General features: G+C 69.8%; 10 protein-coding genes. 9 read left to right on the top strand and 1 reads right to left on the bottom strand.

Annotated elements, in window-relative coordinates; genetic code table 11:
- The first annotated feature begins 103 nt into the window (after nt 1–103).
- Complete coding sequence (radC, locus tag Q8Q71_RS07775; RefSeq protein ID WP_292129805.1) at nt 104–814, top strand: DNA repair protein RadC; 711 nt, start codon at nt 104–106, stop codon at nt 812–814.
- Nucleotides 815–975: 161 nt separating this feature from the next.
- Here radC and Q8Q71_RS07780 read toward each other — a convergent pair whose 3' ends face one another.
- Nucleotides 976–3,036, bottom strand: a complete 2,061-nt coding sequence (locus tag Q8Q71_RS07780; protein WP_305759004.1) for a TonB-dependent siderophore receptor — start codon at nt 3,034–3,036, stop codon at nt 976–978.
- 303 nt (nt 3,037–3,339) lie between these two features.
- Between Q8Q71_RS07780 and Q8Q71_RS07785 the strand changes: the two genes are divergently transcribed.
- The 8 genes from Q8Q71_RS07785 (at nt 3,340) to Q8Q71_RS07820 (ending at nt 15,268) form a co-directional block, all read left to right on the top strand.
- Complete coding sequence (locus Q8Q71_RS07785) at nt 3,340–4,242, top strand: toprim domain-containing protein (RefSeq protein WP_154726856.1); 903 nt, start codon at nt 3,340–3,342, stop codon at nt 4,240–4,242.
- Between the two features lie 51 nt (nt 4,243–4,293).
- Nucleotides 4,294–6,336 carry a ParB N-terminal domain-containing protein gene (locus Q8Q71_RS07790; protein WP_305759005.1) on the top strand — a complete coding sequence of 681 codons (2,043 nt, stop codon included), beginning with the start codon at nt 4,294–4,296 and terminating at the stop codon, nt 6,334–6,336.
- Between the two features lie 156 nt (nt 6,337–6,492).
- Complete coding sequence (locus tag Q8Q71_RS07795) at nt 6,493–10,755, top strand: strawberry notch family protein (RefSeq protein WP_305759006.1); 4,263 nt, start codon at nt 6,493–6,495, stop codon at nt 10,753–10,755.
- A 131-nt stretch (nt 10,756–10,886) separates the two neighbouring features.
- Entirely contained in the window at nt 10,887–11,243 is a 357-nt protein-coding gene (locus Q8Q71_RS07800; protein WP_305759007.1) for a hypothetical protein, read from the top strand.
- A gap of 34 nt (nt 11,244–11,277) precedes the next feature.
- Entirely contained in the window at nt 11,278–11,697 is a 420-nt protein-coding gene (locus tag Q8Q71_RS07805; protein ID WP_305759008.1) for a single-stranded DNA-binding protein, read from the top strand.
- Nucleotides 11,698–11,823: 126 nt separating this feature from the next.
- Nucleotides 11,824–12,300 carry a GcrA family cell cycle regulator gene (locus tag Q8Q71_RS07810; RefSeq protein WP_292062229.1) on the top strand — a complete coding sequence of 159 codons (477 nt, stop codon included), beginning with the start codon at nt 11,824–11,826 and terminating at the stop codon, nt 12,298–12,300.
- A 454-nt stretch (nt 12,301–12,754) separates the two neighbouring features.
- Nucleotides 12,755–13,696 carry a DUF2493 domain-containing protein gene (locus tag Q8Q71_RS07815; protein ID WP_305759009.1) on the top strand — a complete coding sequence of 314 codons (942 nt, stop codon included), beginning with the start codon at nt 12,755–12,757 and terminating at the stop codon, nt 13,694–13,696.
- Between the two features lie 333 nt (nt 13,697–14,029).
- Entirely contained in the window at nt 14,030–15,268 is a 1,239-nt protein-coding gene (locus Q8Q71_RS07820) for a DUF3363 domain-containing protein (protein ID WP_305759010.1), read from the top strand.
- Nucleotides 15,269–15,466: the final 198 nt, after the last annotated feature.

A 15,466-nucleotide genomic window follows, 5' to 3' on the forward strand; every position in this document is an offset into this window, starting at 1 on the left:
CGGCCCAGGGTGGCGCGGCGCCGGGCCGGGGACAAGCCCGACAGGGAGAGAAAGGAAGGCCGGACGGCGGGCGCTCCGTGGTGGAGCGGAGAAGGAGACCGCCATGAGACCGACCCCGACCCCGACCCCGACCCCGACCCTGATCCGGGCGCCGGCCCCCGAACCACGCGGGCGCCGCCCCGCGTCGCCGACCCTCGTCCATGCGGCGCTGGACGATCAGACTTTGCTGGCCCTGATACTGGAGAGGATGGACCCGGAGACGGACCCTGCGCGGCTCGCCGCGGCCTTGCTCGAACGGTTCGGGAGCCTCGGCGGCGTCGCCGGCGCGGCGCCCGGCGAACTGGCCCAGGCGTCCAGCGCCGGGTCCGCCCTCCGGGCCGAGCTGACGCTTCTGCGCGAGTTCGCGGTCCGTCTTGCGCGCGCCGAAGCCAGCCGCCGCCCGGTCATCACGTCCTGGACCGCGCTGGTGGCCTATGTGCGGGCGGCGCTCGCTCACGAGCCGCGCGAGCAGTTCCGGACCCTTTTTCTGGATCGGCGGAATATCCTGCTTCGGGATGAAATGACGGCGGACGGAACGGTGGATCACGCTCCCGTCTATCCGCGCGAAGTGATTCGCCGGGCCCTGGAGTTGTCGGCGTCCGCCTTGATCCTGGTCCACAATCATCCCTCCGGCGACCCGACGCCGTCGCAGGCCGATATCCAGATGACGCGACAGATCGTCGAGGCGGCGCGGGTCTTTAATCTGCAGGTCCATGACCACCTCGTTGTCGGCCGGGAAGGCACGGCCAGCTTCAAGGCCCTCGGCCTGATCTGAGGGCTTGATCAGGAGGCATTCTCACCGAGCCCCGCCTGTCGATGCTTGCCCACGGTCGTGCCGAAGATGCCTCCGGCATGGAGGGCGCTAGCAGCCATCAAGCGCCGAAAAGCACTTTCTGAGGGCCCGGATCGCGTGGAGACTCTGTCAATTCGCGCCGGCTAGAACCGCGTGCTCAGGGTCAACCGGGCGTTCAGCGGAGCTCCGGTCGAGATGTTGGCGTTGTTGTGCGCGTCCGGGAAATAGGTCGTGTCGAACAGATTCTCGATATTAAGCTGCAACTGGACGGTGTCGTTGACCTCGTAGAACACGGCGGCGTCGACGCGGGTGAAGGCCGGCAACCGCGTCGTGGACGGCGCGGTCCGGATCGCCGCGAACTGGCTGGCCTGATGTATGACTCCCAGACCGATACCCAGCCGGCGGCTGACGTCATAGCGGTTCCATAGGCTGAACTGCTGTTTCGGGGTCTGGGCCAGACGGACCGAGTCATTGCCCTGCAGGCGGGCGTCCTGCCAGGAATAGCCGCCGCTGATCTGCCAGCCTGGCCGCAGTCGCCCGGTGACAGCCAGTTCCACGCCCTCTGTCCGTGTCTCGCCGACATTGATGGTGACCGTCGGGTTGAGGGGATCGGGCGTCGTCGCATTGGTGCGGTCCAGCCGGAACACGGCGGCCGTGACGTTGAGATCGGGACGGATGGCCCATTTGGCGCCGACCTCGTGGTTGGTGAATTCTTCGGGCTCGAGGTTCTGCTGTGTCACCGACAGGGTCAGGAATTGATCGCCTGATCGCGGCAGGAAGGACTGGCTGTAACTGCCGTAGATCGAGACGTTCGATCGGGGCTTGTAGATCAGGCCCAGGCGCGGCGAGACCTTGTCATCGGCCCGCTCGAAGGGGCGGTCGGGGTTGGGCTGGAGATCGACGCCTGTGATGTCGAAACGGTCGTACCGGATCCCGGCGACGAGCTCGAAATGGTCGCCGAGCCTGATCTGATCCTGGACATAGGCGGAGACGGTTCCGACGTTCGAGACCGTGTCGCGGCTGAGCGCCGGGAAGGTGACGGTCGGAAACACCGGATCGGCCAGATTGAAGGTCGGGTTTGACAGGACACCGTTACGGCGCTGGTTCGCGGATTGCTGGTCCCCGTATTCGAGGCCGAACAGGATCTTGTGAGTCATCCAGCCCGTGGTCACGTCCCAGACCAGGTTGCTCTGGACAAGCAGGTTCTGGCGCGTGGTGGGATCGGTATAGGCGGCCAGCGGGACGATCCCGCGCTGAGAGGTGGCGGGGCCATTGGCGAAGACGTTGGTGTAGACCTTGTCGTAGTCGCCATACAGCACAGTGGTCGAAGCTCGGATATTGTCCGCGAGGTCGCCGTCTACCCGCAGCTTGATGATATGGGCGTCGAGCGTGGTCCGGTTGATCCCGGGCACGCCGAAAAACTGATCGCGGTAGCCGGTCAACGGAGCTCCGGCCAATGAGGGGATTCCGCGATCGACGACGCGGTCATCGTTGACGTATTCCCAGGACAGGCCGGCGCGCCACCCCCCGCCGAGCTCTGCGGCCAGATAGGGATTCACGGCGTACCGTTCGCCATCGTAGTGGTCGCGGTGGTTGCCGAGGTTCTCGTAGATGGCGTTGATGCGGAACGCCGCCCTGTCGCCGATGGGCGCGTTGACATCCGCCGACACGTCCCAGGCGCCGAAGCTGTTGGCGCTGAGCCGGCCGGTCGCGAAGGCGCCGCCAGCGCTTGGGGTCTTCTGGACCCTGTTGACGATGCCGCCGCCGCCCCCGCGCCCGAAGATCAGGGCGTAGGGACCCCTCAGCACCTCGACCCGTTCGAGATTATACAGGCCCCGGAAATACTGCGTGTCATCACGCACGCCGTCGAGGAAGAAGTCAGCCGTGGTGTTCTGTCCCCGCAAGGTGATCTGGTCGCGATTGCCCTCGCCCTGGCCGACGGTCGCGCCGGGCACATAGCGGAGGACGTCGCCGAGGCTGTGCATTCCCTGATCGTCCAGCTGTGCGCGCGTCACGACGTTGATGCTTTGGGGCACGTCGATGAGAGGGGTGTCGGTCTTGGTCGCGGTCACCGAGTCGATCGCGATGTAGCCGCGAGCCTGCCCGGTGACGATGATGGGCTCCAACTCGGACGCCGGTTCCTGCGCCATGGCGGCGACCGGGCACGTCAGGAGGATGGCTGTCGAGGTCAGAAGGAGGCGCATGAGATCTGTCGTTTCCCGAGTCGATGTCGGAAGCGGGCATAATGAGACACATTCTCATTCGCAAGAAGATTCGGTCACAGACCGCATCGTCGGGGAACGGCGCGGGGCGCGTCTACGGGCGCCAGGGCAATGGGGAAGGGAGGGCGGGTCGGGTTGCCGCGATGGCGCGGCGAGCCCCGAGGAGCCCGCGATGACCGCAACCCGTTTCACGGCCAGCAGAGCGCGCCGGGCGTCATCGGCCCTTCGCCGGCCACCGCGCGTGTCGCGACGCCCGCCGGGACCAGGGCCTGAGCTGAGTCGACCATGACATTGCACGGCATCGTCGCCGCCCTGGGCGGCGATCTCTATTCCGGCGGACGGCGCGCCAATGTCCCCGCGCCCGGCCATAGCGCGCAGGATCGTTCGGTCTCGCTGCTGCTGACCGACAACCGGGTCGTCATTCACGGCTTCGGCGGGTCGGACTGGAGGACCGTCCGCGATCAGTTGCACGACCGGGGCTTCATCGACGTCGCCGGCCGATTGACCGGCGGTGGGCCGCCGGGTCCGCCGGTCCCAAGGCCCGATCCTCGTCTTCGTCTCCAGACGGCCTCGGATCTCTGGGCCGGTTGTCGGGGGCTGGATGGGGGCGGCCCCGCCGATCGCTACCTGCATCGGCGCGCCGTTCAAGCCGTCGCCGCCGCGTCGAACCTCGGCTTCCATCCGGAAACGCCGATCTCTGTCTACCGACCCAGCGGCCGGGGTCGCCCCGCCCTGATCGCGCGGATCAGCGACAGAGAGGACCGGCTGACGGCGGTGGAGCTGACCTATCTGGACCGGAACGGGCGTCTCGCCTCGGGCCTGCGACTGACGCGAAAGACGGTCGGTCTGGTTCCGGCCGGCGCCGCCGTTCGCCTGGCTTCGGCGGCTGCGGAGATGCTGGTCGGGGAAGGCGTTGTCACGACCCTGTGCGCCATGGACCGCTTCCAACTTCCGGGTTGGGCCCTGATGGCGGCGAACAACCTCGCGGCCTGGACGCCGCCCGCGCGGGTGCGCCGCGTGCTGATCGCCGCCGACCGGGGAGCCGCGGGCGAGGGCTGCGCGGCGCGGCTTCGACGCCGCCTCGTGCCCGGCGGTCTGGAGGTCCGTATCGTCCTTCCAGACCCGCCGTTCGGCGACTGGAACGAGGTGGCCGTCGCCGCGGCGAAAGGAGAGGAGCGAGGGTCTTGATGGGCGCCGGAGCGGCGGGGATGGGCCCCGATGCCCGGCAGGAGAGTCCCCATGACCGACCTTGTTCCTGTCAGCATGCCCGCGGTCGTCGTCGCGCGCGACGAACGCACCGTCCGCCTCGGCGACATCGGCATCGCCCGCGAGAATCTGCGATTCAATGAGCCGCCGGATGACGACATCCCGACCCTGGCCGCCACGATGAAGGCCGCCGGCCAGCTGCAGCGCCTCACCGTCCGCCCCGGCCGCGGCAGAAAAGAGGAGCCCTGGATGGCATTGGACGGCCGCCGTCGTCGCCTGGCCCTGGGCTTGCTGCTGGACGCGGGGGAGATCGACGAGACCTACCCGGTCACGGTCTATGTCGAGACCGATCCGGCTCGCCAGGCGGCGGCCGTCCTGTTGACCAACACGGCCGTGCCCGTCCATGTCGCCGATATCATCGCCGCCATCGGCCGGATGCTGAAATCCAGGCTGACGGTGTCCGTGATCGCCCGGGCCCTCGGTTACGCCGAGGTCGACGTCAAGCGCTTGGCCGCCCTGGCCGGACTACCCCCGGCCGCCCTCGCGGCCCTGAAGGCCGGGCGCATGACCCTCAAACAGGCCAAGCTGCTGGCCCGTCTGCCGGACAAGGCGGAACAGGCCGAGCTCGCCGAGGCGGCGCTGGACGGGCATGGATTCCAGGACTGGCGCATCACGGAACGGCTCGACGAAGGGCGGGTCACCGCCCGGGACCGCCGCTGCGCCCTTGTGGATTCGGTCCGCTATGGCGAAGCGGGCGGCCGCACCGAGGCGGATCTGTTCGGGGAGCTGGCGCCGGTGTTGCTCGATCCGGACATCCTGACCGACCTGTGGATCCGACGGGCGCGCGGCATCGCCGCCGTGTTCGAGACCGAGGGGATCGCGGTGCATGTCACCGCCGGACCCGAGCCGGAGCTGCCCGACGACCTGGAAGCGCTGGGCTATGTCTATGGCGGCCAGCTTCCGGCTGAAGACATGGCGCGCTACCGGGCCCAGCGGGAGGTGTTCAATGAACGGGCGGAGGCGGCCCGGCGGATTCTCTCGGAGGCGGGCGACCCCGAGACCCTGGATGCCGCCATCATCGCCATGATCCGCGCCCGGGTGACGGCGGACCAGACCGGCTGCGGCGGGCGGGTGGTGACGACCATGGTGATGTGGCCCGCCGCCGGCACGGGCGTCGACGTTCGCTGCTACACGCCCGAGGAACCCGAGATCGAGGAGGACGGTTCGACCGGGAGCGGTTCACCGGACCAGGCGTCCGCGCCGCCGGCCTATGTTCCTCCCGAAGTGGCGACGCCCGTGCCGGAGATCGACGGCGTCAACCATGCCCTGCACGGCGTGCGCACCGACGTCGCGACGCGGGGACTGATCCGCGCCCTGGCCGATGACCCGGGCGCCGCCCTGACCGCCCTGATCGCGCGCCTGTTCACCGTTCTGGTGCTGCGCACCCATGTGGCGCGCCCGGACTCGGCTCTGGCCATCCTCGCCACCGGCTTCAATCCGGCCGGCGGGCGGGTGATCGAACCCCTGGACGGAGAGGTGCGCCAGCGGCTCGACGATCGCCGCGCGACCTGGCAGGCTTCGGGCGAGACCGTCATCGCCTGGGTTCATGCGCTGCCGCATGGCGAGAAGATGGGTCTGCTGGCCGAACTGACCGCGATCAGCCTCGACGTCCGCGAGGAACGCACGACCCTGATCCGGCGCAGCGCCCGCGCGGAAGCGGCTGAACTGGCCGCGCTCTGCGCGGCGGACATCACCCTGCACTGGACGCCTGACGCGCCCTTCCTTCAGCTTCACTCCAAGGGGCTGCTGCTGGGGATGCTCGAGGCCATGGGGGCCGAGGACGACCGCGCCAGGTCGCTGAAGAAGGCCGAATTGGTCGACTGGGTCGCCGAACAGGCGGCGTCGCGGACCTGGGCGCCGGCCGGCCTGTCCTGGGCGGGCTCGCCGCAGGACGATGCCGACGAAGCTGACGACCGGCCCATCGACGAGCAAGACCCTGCGTTCGACGACGACGGGGTCGGGGCGTTCGCCGTCACCCCGGCCGGTGAGGCCGCGCTCGATCCCGCCGCCGCCTGACCGCCAGTCTTCCTGACGGACGCCGCCCCGGCTCAGCCGGGGCGGCGTAGTCGTGCGAATCCCTGGCGCGGAAAAGGCGAGGAAAGGGCGGGGCGAGGCGAGCCTGCAGGACCGGGAGGGAGGCGCCCTCCGCTCCAGGCTGCCGGAGCCTTCGCCATGTCCTCGACCCCCAACCTGTCCCTGTTCGCCGATCCGGCCGCCGGCGATGCCGCCGCCAATATCCTCGCTGCCGCCCGGGCGCTGGCGGCGCATCTGGCGCGGTCCCGTCCGCTCGACCGCAAGCTCGTCGCCGCCATCATGACGACCGCGTTCGGCGGGTCCGACGCCGAGGGCGTCTGGGCCTGGCGCGACGCCTATGACGCGATAGAGGCGGCGACGGTCCTGCAGGTCCGGCGTCTCGCGCCCCAGGTCGGCCGCCTGGAAGATGCGCCGGCGGAGATCACCGCCCTGCTGGCGGCCGTCTCGGCGCTCGGGCTGACCCAGTCCCGGCGCAGCGAGGCGCAGGTCGCGTTCGATCAATTCTCGACGCCGCCTCATCTGGCCGCGCTCGCCGTCCTGGCCGCCCAGGTGCGTCCCGGCGACCGCGTCCTCGAGCCCTCGGCCGGAACGGGCCTCATCGCCTCGGTCGCGGAGGCCTGCGGTGGGCTGCTGAGCCTGAACGAGCTCGCGACCGGTCGGGCCGACCTCCTCGACGGGCTCTTTCCGGGCGCGGACCGGACGCGCCACGACGGACGCCATATCCATGACCTGTCCGCGGGCTCGGGCGAATTCGACGTGGTGGTGTGCAATCCGCCGTTCTCGAACCTGGCCGCCCATCTGACGGCGGCCCTGAAGGCCCTGGCCGACCATGGCCGGTTGGCCGCGATCGTCCCCCTGAACGCCCTGACGGACGCCGCGCTGCTTCGCCGCCTCTGCGAGGTCGGCGCCGTCGTGAGCCGCATCGCCTTGCCGTCCGGCGGTTTCGCCAGACATGGGACCTCCGTTGAGACCGGTCTGCTGGTGATCGACCGCGCCGAAGGTCCCGCGGGCGCCGCGCCGCTCCAGAGCGCTGATGACCTGCAGAGCGCGGCCCGGATGACAGGGGCGATTTCGCCGCGGATCGGCGCCAGGCCGCGAACGCGCCTGCCGGTGACGATAGACGCCCTGCTGGGACCACGCGCGCGAGGCCTGGCCTTGCCCTCCGGCCGGCTGGCCTTTCTGGGTGGGGCTGCGGCCCTGACCTATGAGGTTCGCGCCTGGACGGGGGAGGGTCGCGATGTCGGGCTATACCAGGCCCACGCCCTGGGGCGGATCGTTCTGCCCGAGCCCCGCCTGCATCCGTCGCCTCTGGTCGAGTCCGGGCCCATGGCCTCGGTGGCGCCGCCGGCGCCGACCTATCGACCGGTCCTCCCTCCGGCCATGCGCGACCAGGGCTGGATCTCGGACGCCCAGACCGAGATGGTCATCTACGCCGGCGAGGCCCACGCCGCGCATCTGCCCGGACAGTGGCGGCTGGACACGGCGCCCCACCATATGGTGCTCGCGCCCGAGGACCAGGAGGACGCCGTCCAGCTGCGGCGCGGCTTCTTCCTGGGCGATGGCACCGGCTGCGGCAAAGGCCGCCAGATCGCCGCCGTCATCGCCGACAACATGAGCCAGGGCCGGGTGCGCGCGCTATGGCTGTCACGGAACGACGCCTTGCTGGAGGACGCGCGGCGCGACTGGGCGGCGATCGGCGGCGGCGCTCATGACATCGTGCCCCTTTCGAGCTGGAAACAGGGGGACGCCATCCGGCTCGACCGGGGCATTCTGTTCACGACCTATGCGACGCTTCGCCAACCGGCGCGGGGCGCCCGTCAATCGCGGCTCGACCAGATCATCGCCTGGCTCGGCGCGGATTTCGACGGCGTCATCGCCTTCGACGAGGCCCATGCGATGGCCAACGCCGCGGGTGGCGGCAAGGGCGCGCGGGGAACGAAGAAGGCGTCGCTGCAGGGGATGGCCGGTCTGGCGCTGCAGAACCGACTGCCCGATGCGCGGGTCCTCTATGTCTCGGCGACCGGCGCCACCACCGCCGAGAACCTGGCCTATGCCGCCCGGCTGGGCCTGTGGGGCGGGCCGGAGGCGCCCTTCATGTCGCGGGCGGATTTCCTGGACGCCATGGACCGGGGCGGGGTGGCGGCGATGGAGCTGGTGGCGCGCGAACTCAAGGCGCTCGGCCTCTATGTGGCGCGGAGCCTGTCGTTCGAAGGGGTCGAATACCAGCCGCTGGTCCATCCCCTGACGTCCGACGACATCGCGATCTGGGACGCCTGGGCCGACGCCTTCCAGCTGATCCACGCCAATCTCGCCGAGGCCTTGAAGGCCGTCGGCGTCAACGACGAGACGGGCAAGCCCAGGAGCGGCCAGGCCGCGTCGGCGGCCCATTCCGCCTTCGAGGGCGCCAAGCTGCGCTTCTTCGGCCATCTGCTCGCGGGGCTGAAGGCGCCGAGCCTGGTGGCGTCGATCCGGGAGGATCTGGGCCACGATCGCTCGGCCGTGGTCCAGATCGTCTCGACCAATGAGGCGGTGATGGAGCGGCGGCTGGCGTCCGTCCCGCCCGAGGAATGGAACAACCTTTCGATAGACATGACCCCGCGTGAATATGTCCTCGACTACCTGCGCGAGGCATTCCCGATCCACCTGATGGAGGCGGTCGAGGGGGAGAGCGGCGAGGTCACCCTGGTTCCGGTCATGGACGACGGCCGTCCGGCCGTCAGCCAGGAGGCGCTGGCCCGGCGCGAGAGCCTGATCGAACAGATGGCCTGCCTGCCCGCCGTGCCGGGGGTGCTCGACGCCCTGTTGGAGGCCCTCGGCGCGGACGCCGTCGCCGAGATCACCGGGCGGTCCCGGCGGGTGGTCGTGCGCGACGGACGCAGGCTGGTGGAACGGCGCGGCGCCTCGGCGGCGCGCGCCGAGACCGACGCCTTCATGAGCGGCCGCAAGCGGGTGCTGATCTTCTCCGACGCCGGAGGCACCGGACGCAGCTATCACGCGGACCTGTCGGCGGCGAACCGGCAGCGCCGGGTCCACTATCTGGTCGAACCGGGCTGGCGGGCCGACGCCGCCATCCAGGGGCTGGGTCGCAGCCACCGCACCCACCAGGCCTCGGCCCCGCTGTTCCGGCCGGTCACGACGGACATCCAGGGCGAAAAACGCTTCACCTCGACCATCGCCCGCCGTCTGGACACGCTCGGCGCGCTCACGCGCGGCGAGCGCCGAACGGCCGGGGCGGGCCTCTTCCGGGCCGAGGACAATCTGGAAAGCCCATGGGCGCGCCGGGCCCTGCTGGTCTTCTACGGGGCCCTGGCGTTCGGTGAACTCGCTGCGATGACGCTCCAGACCTTCATGACCAGGACGGGTCTCAAGCTGCTCGACGCCGACGGCGGACTCAAGCCGTCCGACGACCTGCCGCCGATCCACACCTTCCTCAACCGCCTGCTGGCGCTCAGGATCGCCGACCAGAACGCCTTGTTCGAGGACTTCGACCGCATTCTCTCGGGCATCCTTGAGCGCGCCGCCGCGTCGGGGGATCTGGACCGTGGACTTGAAGACATCGAGGCGGAGGAACTGGCGGTTCTGCACCAGGAAACCATCCGGACCGATGTCTCGACCGGCGCTGAAACCGCCCTGGTCACCTTCTCGCTCAGGGTTCGTCGCGACATCCTGCTCTCCCATGACGCGCTGGCCCGGGCCGCCGACGTCGCCCATCAGCTGGTCGTAAACGCCAAATCCGGCCGGGCGGCGGTCGCCGAACTCGGCCTGACCACCGCCACGGACGAGGACCGGCTGGTCGCCGCCGTTCGCCTGGTCCGGCCGGATGGACGTCAGACCCTGCCGGAGAGGACCTTCGAGGAATCGGCCTGGAAGCCCGCGGCGACCGACGAATGGCGCCGCGTCTGGGATGAGGAGGTGGCGGGAGCCGACCCCTGGCGGACGCGCGAGCTCACGCTCGCGACCGGTCTGCTGCTGCCGATCTGGGGTCGGATGCCCGCGCGCGGCTGTTCTGTGCGTCGGGTCAGGGCGCCGGACGGCCGGCGCTGGCTGGGGCGTGTGCTGGACCAGGTCCAGGCCCGGAGCCTCAAGGCGAGCCTCGGCCTGACCGATGTCGGCGAGGCGTGGTCGGACGGGGCGAGGACCGCCGCCACCTTGCTGGATCGCAACGTCCAGCTCTCGCTGGAAGGCGGCCTGTGGCTCAAGCGGTCGCGGGTCATGGACCGCTGGCGGATCGAGGTGGTCGGTGGGCGGACGGACCGCGACGCCCTGGTCGCGCTCGGGTGCTTCGTCGAGATCATCGCCTTTACGCCCCGGGTGTTCGCGCCGACGGATCGGCCTGAGGTGGTGGAGGCGGTGCTGCGCCGCCATCCCGTCCAGACCGTCCTCGACGGAGCGGCCGCCTGAGACATGCGCCGGGCGGGGCGGAGGCCCCGTCCGGGCAGGAGAGGACGGAGGAAGGGAGGTCCCGGGTGAAGCGGCATTGGGGAGATCGGCTCCCCGGCGCTTCGGATCAACAGGAGACTGACATGCAGACCATGGTGTTCACCGGCCGGTTGGCGGCCGACCCCCAGATCAGCCCGGACTTTGCCAAGGCGGTGTTCCGGCTGCTCGAAAAGCGCGGCGTCGATGCCGCCGGCAAGGACCGGCTCGTCGGGGTCAATTGCGTCAGTTGGTCGAAGGGGCTCAACGAGAAGGTTATCGCCCGCGGACTGGCCCAAGGCTGCGAAGCCGTCGTCGTCGGCGCCTTCATCGACACGGCCTACGCCGCCAAGGACGGGACCGAACGCACCGCCAAGGAACTGGTGGTGAACCGGCTCACCGTCCTCGACTGGGCCGAGGCCCGCGACCCCGACACCGTCGACGCCCGCGAAACCGATCGCGCCGCCGCCTGATCCTCAACCGAATCCCATCTTCAGGAGACTGACCATGCAAACCCTCACCCTCGAAGGCTATCTGGCCGCCGACCCGTCCATCCTGTCGGCCCAGGGCTCGGGCAAGAAGCGCGCGAGCTTCCGCGTGCTGGAGACCACCCGCTTCCGGCGCGCCGACGGCACGCCGGGCGAGCGCACCACCGGCTTCAACTGCATCTGCTTCAACGAGGCCACGGCCGGGAAATATATCGAGCCGTTCGCCCGCAAGGGCAGCCGGGTCGTGATCCAGGGCCACGTCGAGAACGACACCTGGACCGGCAAGGACGGGGTCGAACACTACGATCTGCGTCTGATCGTCGGCGACATTCGTCTGAAGAACCGGCGCGACCGGCCGTCGGCGGACGACGGCGCCGCCGACCGGCAGGTGCAGGAGCCGGCGAGCGGATACGATCTGAACGACAACATCCCGTTCTGATCCGTCGGCGAAAGGCGGAACGGCCCGGCGCGCGAGCGTCGGGCCGTTTCTGTGTGGGGACCGGGAGGATGAAGCGAGGCCGGGCGCGGGCGAGCCGATTGGGCTCGCTGACACCGGAGTTCCGCCATGACCGCCTCCGCCTGGACCGACGACCGCGTCGGTCGTCTCAAGACCCTCTGGCTCGAAGGCCGTAGCGCCGCACAGATCGCGCGCGATCTGGATCACGGCCTCACAAGAAGCGCGGTCCTGGGCAAGGTCTATCGCCTGGGCCTGTCGGCCGCTCGGCCGCCGGCCTCAAGGTCCGCCGGCCTCGCCGCGCCCCCGGTCGCGCGTCGGCCCTGGCCGGCCCGGCCCGCGCCGCCGCCGGGTCCGGCGTCGTGCCCACCGCGCCGGGTGGATGCGCCGTCTCATGGGACGGCGACCATCCTGTCCGTGCGTCGGCGCGATTGCCGCTGGCCCTACGGCGATCCCGGAGACCCCGGCTTCGCCCTGTGCGGCAGGCGGATCGCGAGGGGGGCCTTCTGCGCCGCGCATGCGGAGATCGGCTACCGTCCCGTCCGCCAGAGCGCCGAGAGTCTGATGGCCCTCGCGGGTCTGGACTGAGACGCCGCGTTGCTGAACTCCCCAGTCCGGCGCCATCACGGCGGCCTCGACACCCGAGGCCGCCGTTGGTCTGCTTTCGGCGCCCCCGCGAAGGCAGGGACGAGCTTCAAGAGCCGGGGACTCGTCCACGTGCGCGGCGGACGGGGTCCGCCGCCTTCCAGCACACCGGTCCCGGATGGGCGACGGCGCGCCGTCGCCGGCAAGCGAACCGATGCGTCTTTGTCCGTATCGGCGCGACGGCGCCGAGTTGTGTCCTCGCCCGAAGGCGGGCGAGGACTTGCCCCCACACAACGCCCTCCGATTTTGTCACAGCACCCCGGAAGTCAACGGCTGCGCCGTTCCCCTCCACGGACGGCCAAGCGGCCGCCCGCTCCGGTGACTGCCGGGGACCCCGCTGTGGCCAAAACCGGGGTCGTTGCGCATGGGGCGCTCGACAGTCTCAAGGACTGGTCCAATGACCCGCTTCAACACCTCATCCTCCGCCTTCACCCCGACCTCCGACTCCGCCCTGGGCAACCTGTCAGCCTCCATCGAGGAAGGCGGTCCGCTTCCGACGGACGACGCCCTGGCCCAGCTCGGGCGCGCGATCATGACCGAGCTTCTGGACGTGATCTCCGACACCGCGCTCGAGGACTACCAGACGATCCTGGGAGAAGCCCTGATCGGCGCCTTCCATTCGGCCGCCGGGCGGATCGAACGCGACGCGGATAGGGCGCGCGATACGATGCGATCGCTCGACCGGGACTTCGACGGATCGGAAGCGGCCGACGTCGAACTGCAGGACGCCACGGCCAAAGCCCGGGCAGGCGATGCGGCGACGCAGGCCTGCGAACTGATCCGGGACGCGGCGTCGCAAACCTGGACGGTCGCGACCGGAGAGGTCTGGACGGCCTGGCGCGGCAGCCGGCGCGGCACCCATCTGACGGCCGCCCAGCTGGAGGCGAAACAGGCGATCCGGGCGATCCGCAACCGGAAATCCGGAGAGGCGGATCCGGGCGGTCCGGTGATCGCCTTCAGAGGCGCTCCGACCGCGGATACCCCGGAAGACGCCGGGCGGATCTTCGACGCCCTGAACTGGGCGAAACAGGAGTGGCCCGACATGGCCCTGGCGACGACCGGGGCGAAGGGCTCCGAGAAGCTGGCGATCAAATGGGCCCAGCAGAAGGGGGTGAAGCTGATCCTCGCCCGGGCGGATTTCGACACCCACGGCAAGGCGGCTCCCTTCCGGGCGAACGACGAACTGATCGCGCTCGAGCCTGAGGTCTGCCTCACCCTGGTGCATTCGGTGGATCGGGCGCGGGCGGACCAGCGGCCGTTCGGACCGGCGCTCAACCTCGGACAGAAGGCGATGGAATCCGGGCTGCGGCATGTCCCCATCCGGGCGCGCGCGGCCTGATCGATCGAGACTGCCATCAACGACCCGCTCGGCTTCGGCCGGGCGGGTTTTTGTTTGTCGTCCGGGGCGTTCGCGCGATCGAAGACGGCGCCTCGGGGACGACCAGGCGATGGACCGGGGACGCGATGATGAGGTTTGGTCCGATGTGCGAACCTATGACGGCGGTGTTCGGAAAACTGGGAAACGGGGCTTAGGGCAAGATAAAAGAGGGTGTTCGGCGGTCCCGGTTTTTCGTAGTCTGTCAGCAGGTTAGCGGCGCGCTTGAGGGTGTTGGACGACTTGCGGTGAGTTGTCGGTCCTGGGCGGAGTCGGCGGCCTGATCGGAGGCGTCGAATGCTGATCCGTGAAGCCATCCAGTCGCGTCTGTCGGCGGGCAGCGGTCAGGAGCCGGAGGCGGTCCAGGTCCGTCTGCCGCTGTCCCTCAAACCCGATCGGGTGAACGTCCGCACCGGCCTGTTGCGACGACTGGCGAGCGCGCGGGCCTTCGCCCTGGGGGACCGGTCCGGGGTGCTCAGGGCGGCGCAGGGACGCTCGGGCCGGGCCTTTCGCCTGGACGTTCGTCAGCGGGTCATCGTCAAGGCGCTGGTGTCCCGCCATATCGGCAAGGGCGCCGATCGGGCGGCGGCCCTGGCGGCTCATGTGAGCTATCTCGGACGATCGGGGGCCGGGGTGGAGGGGGCACGGCCGGCGTTCTTCGACCGGGAGACGGACGGGGTCCGGCCGGCGGTCGAGACCGGGGGCTGGAGCGCGGACCGGCACCATTTCCGCTTCATCATCTCGCCAGAGCATGGCGACCGGATCGGCGACCTGAAGGGCTATGTCCGCGAGGTCATGGGGCGGGTGTCGGCGGATCTGGGAGAACCGGATCTGAAGTGGGTGGCGACCTGCCATTACGACACCGATCAGCCGCACGCCCATGTGCTCGTGCGGGGGCGGCGAGGGGACGGACGGGACCTGATCATCCCGCGCGACTACATCGGCTACGGCTTCCGGGCGCGGGCGCAGGAGGTGGCGCAGGAGCGGCTCGGGGACCTGTCGCGGGTGGAGGCGGAACGGCGCATCTGGAGAGAGACGGAGGCGGACCGGTTCACGGGGTTCGACCGGCGGCTGCTGGCGGCGGTGGACGTGAACCGGACGGTCGAGGACGGCGTGGGGGTGAACGACGCCTGGGCGGCGCTGACCCGGGGACGGCTGCGCCATCTGGAGGGGCTGGGTTTCGCGGTGAGGACGGGACGGCGTTACCAGCTCGACGGAGAGATGGAGACGAAGCTGCGGACGCTGCAGGTGCGTCGCGACATCATCCGGACACTGAACCAGCGACGGCTGGAGGGGGCGAGGGAGGTGCGGCCCTTGGGGGCGGAGCGGGTGCGCGGGGTGGTGGTGAAGACTGGGTTTCACGACGAAGCGGGGACGTCGCCGTTCGTGGTCGTGCGGGATGTGGGTGGGATCGAGCACTATGCGCGAGTGAGGGCGGGCGAGACCGCGAGGGTGGGGAGCCGGATTGCGCTGGAGCCGATGGCAAACGGGTTGGCGCAGGTCGTGGCGGGACGGGACGCCGGTCTGGCCATATAGGACCGGATTGCGCGATTGGACGATCGGCGATGCAGGTCAAAAGCGCATGAGGAGAGGGCAGTATATTGCCAGCTGTATAGCACCTTTTCCAAGTTGGCGGGACGGACGACCCATGCGGTATGGATTGGAAGGCCCGCTTGGGGAAAAGCATTTTGAAGTTTCGGACCGCGAGGGGCTGGTCGCAGCAGGCGCTTGCCG

This window comes from Brevundimonas sp. (genome assembly GCF_030704825.1).
Lineage (GTDB): Bacteria > Pseudomonadota > Alphaproteobacteria > Caulobacterales > Caulobacteraceae > Brevundimonas.

Excerpts from the sequence above, each read along its gene's own strand:
- Q8Q71_RS07815 (WP_305759009.1), top strand. The coding sequence starts at position 12,755 with ATGACCCGCTTCAACACCTCATCCTCCGCCTTCACCCCGACCTCCGAC.
- Q8Q71_RS07795 (WP_305759006.1), top strand. The coding sequence starts at position 6,493 with ATGTCCTCGACCCCCAACCTGTCCCTGTTCGCCGATCCGGCCGCCGGC.
- Q8Q71_RS07780 (WP_305759004.1), bottom strand. The coding sequence starts at position 3,036 with ATGCGCCTCCTTCTGACCTCGACAGCCATCCTCCTGACGTGCCCGGTC.
- Q8Q71_RS07810 (WP_292062229.1), top strand. The coding sequence starts at position 11,824 with ATGACCGCCTCCGCCTGGACCGACGACCGCGTCGGTCGTCTCAAGACC.
- Q8Q71_RS07790 (WP_305759005.1), top strand. The coding sequence starts at position 4,294 with ATGACCGACCTTGTTCCTGTCAGCATGCCCGCGGTCGTCGTCGCGCGC.
- Q8Q71_RS07800 (WP_305759007.1), top strand. The coding sequence starts at position 10,887 with ATGGTGTTCACCGGCCGGTTGGCGGCCGACCCCCAGATCAGCCCGGAC.
- radC (WP_292129805.1), top strand. The coding sequence starts at position 104 with ATGAGACCGACCCCGACCCCGACCCCGACCCCGACCCTGATCCGGGCG.
- Q8Q71_RS07805 (WP_305759008.1), top strand. The coding sequence starts at position 11,278 with ATGCAAACCCTCACCCTCGAAGGCTATCTGGCCGCCGACCCGTCCATC.
- Q8Q71_RS07820 (WP_305759010.1), top strand. The coding sequence starts at position 14,030 with ATGCTGATCCGTGAAGCCATCCAGTCGCGTCTGTCGGCGGGCAGCGGT.
- Q8Q71_RS07785 (WP_154726856.1), top strand. The coding sequence starts at position 3,340 with ATGACATTGCACGGCATCGTCGCCGCCCTGGGCGGCGATCTCTATTCC.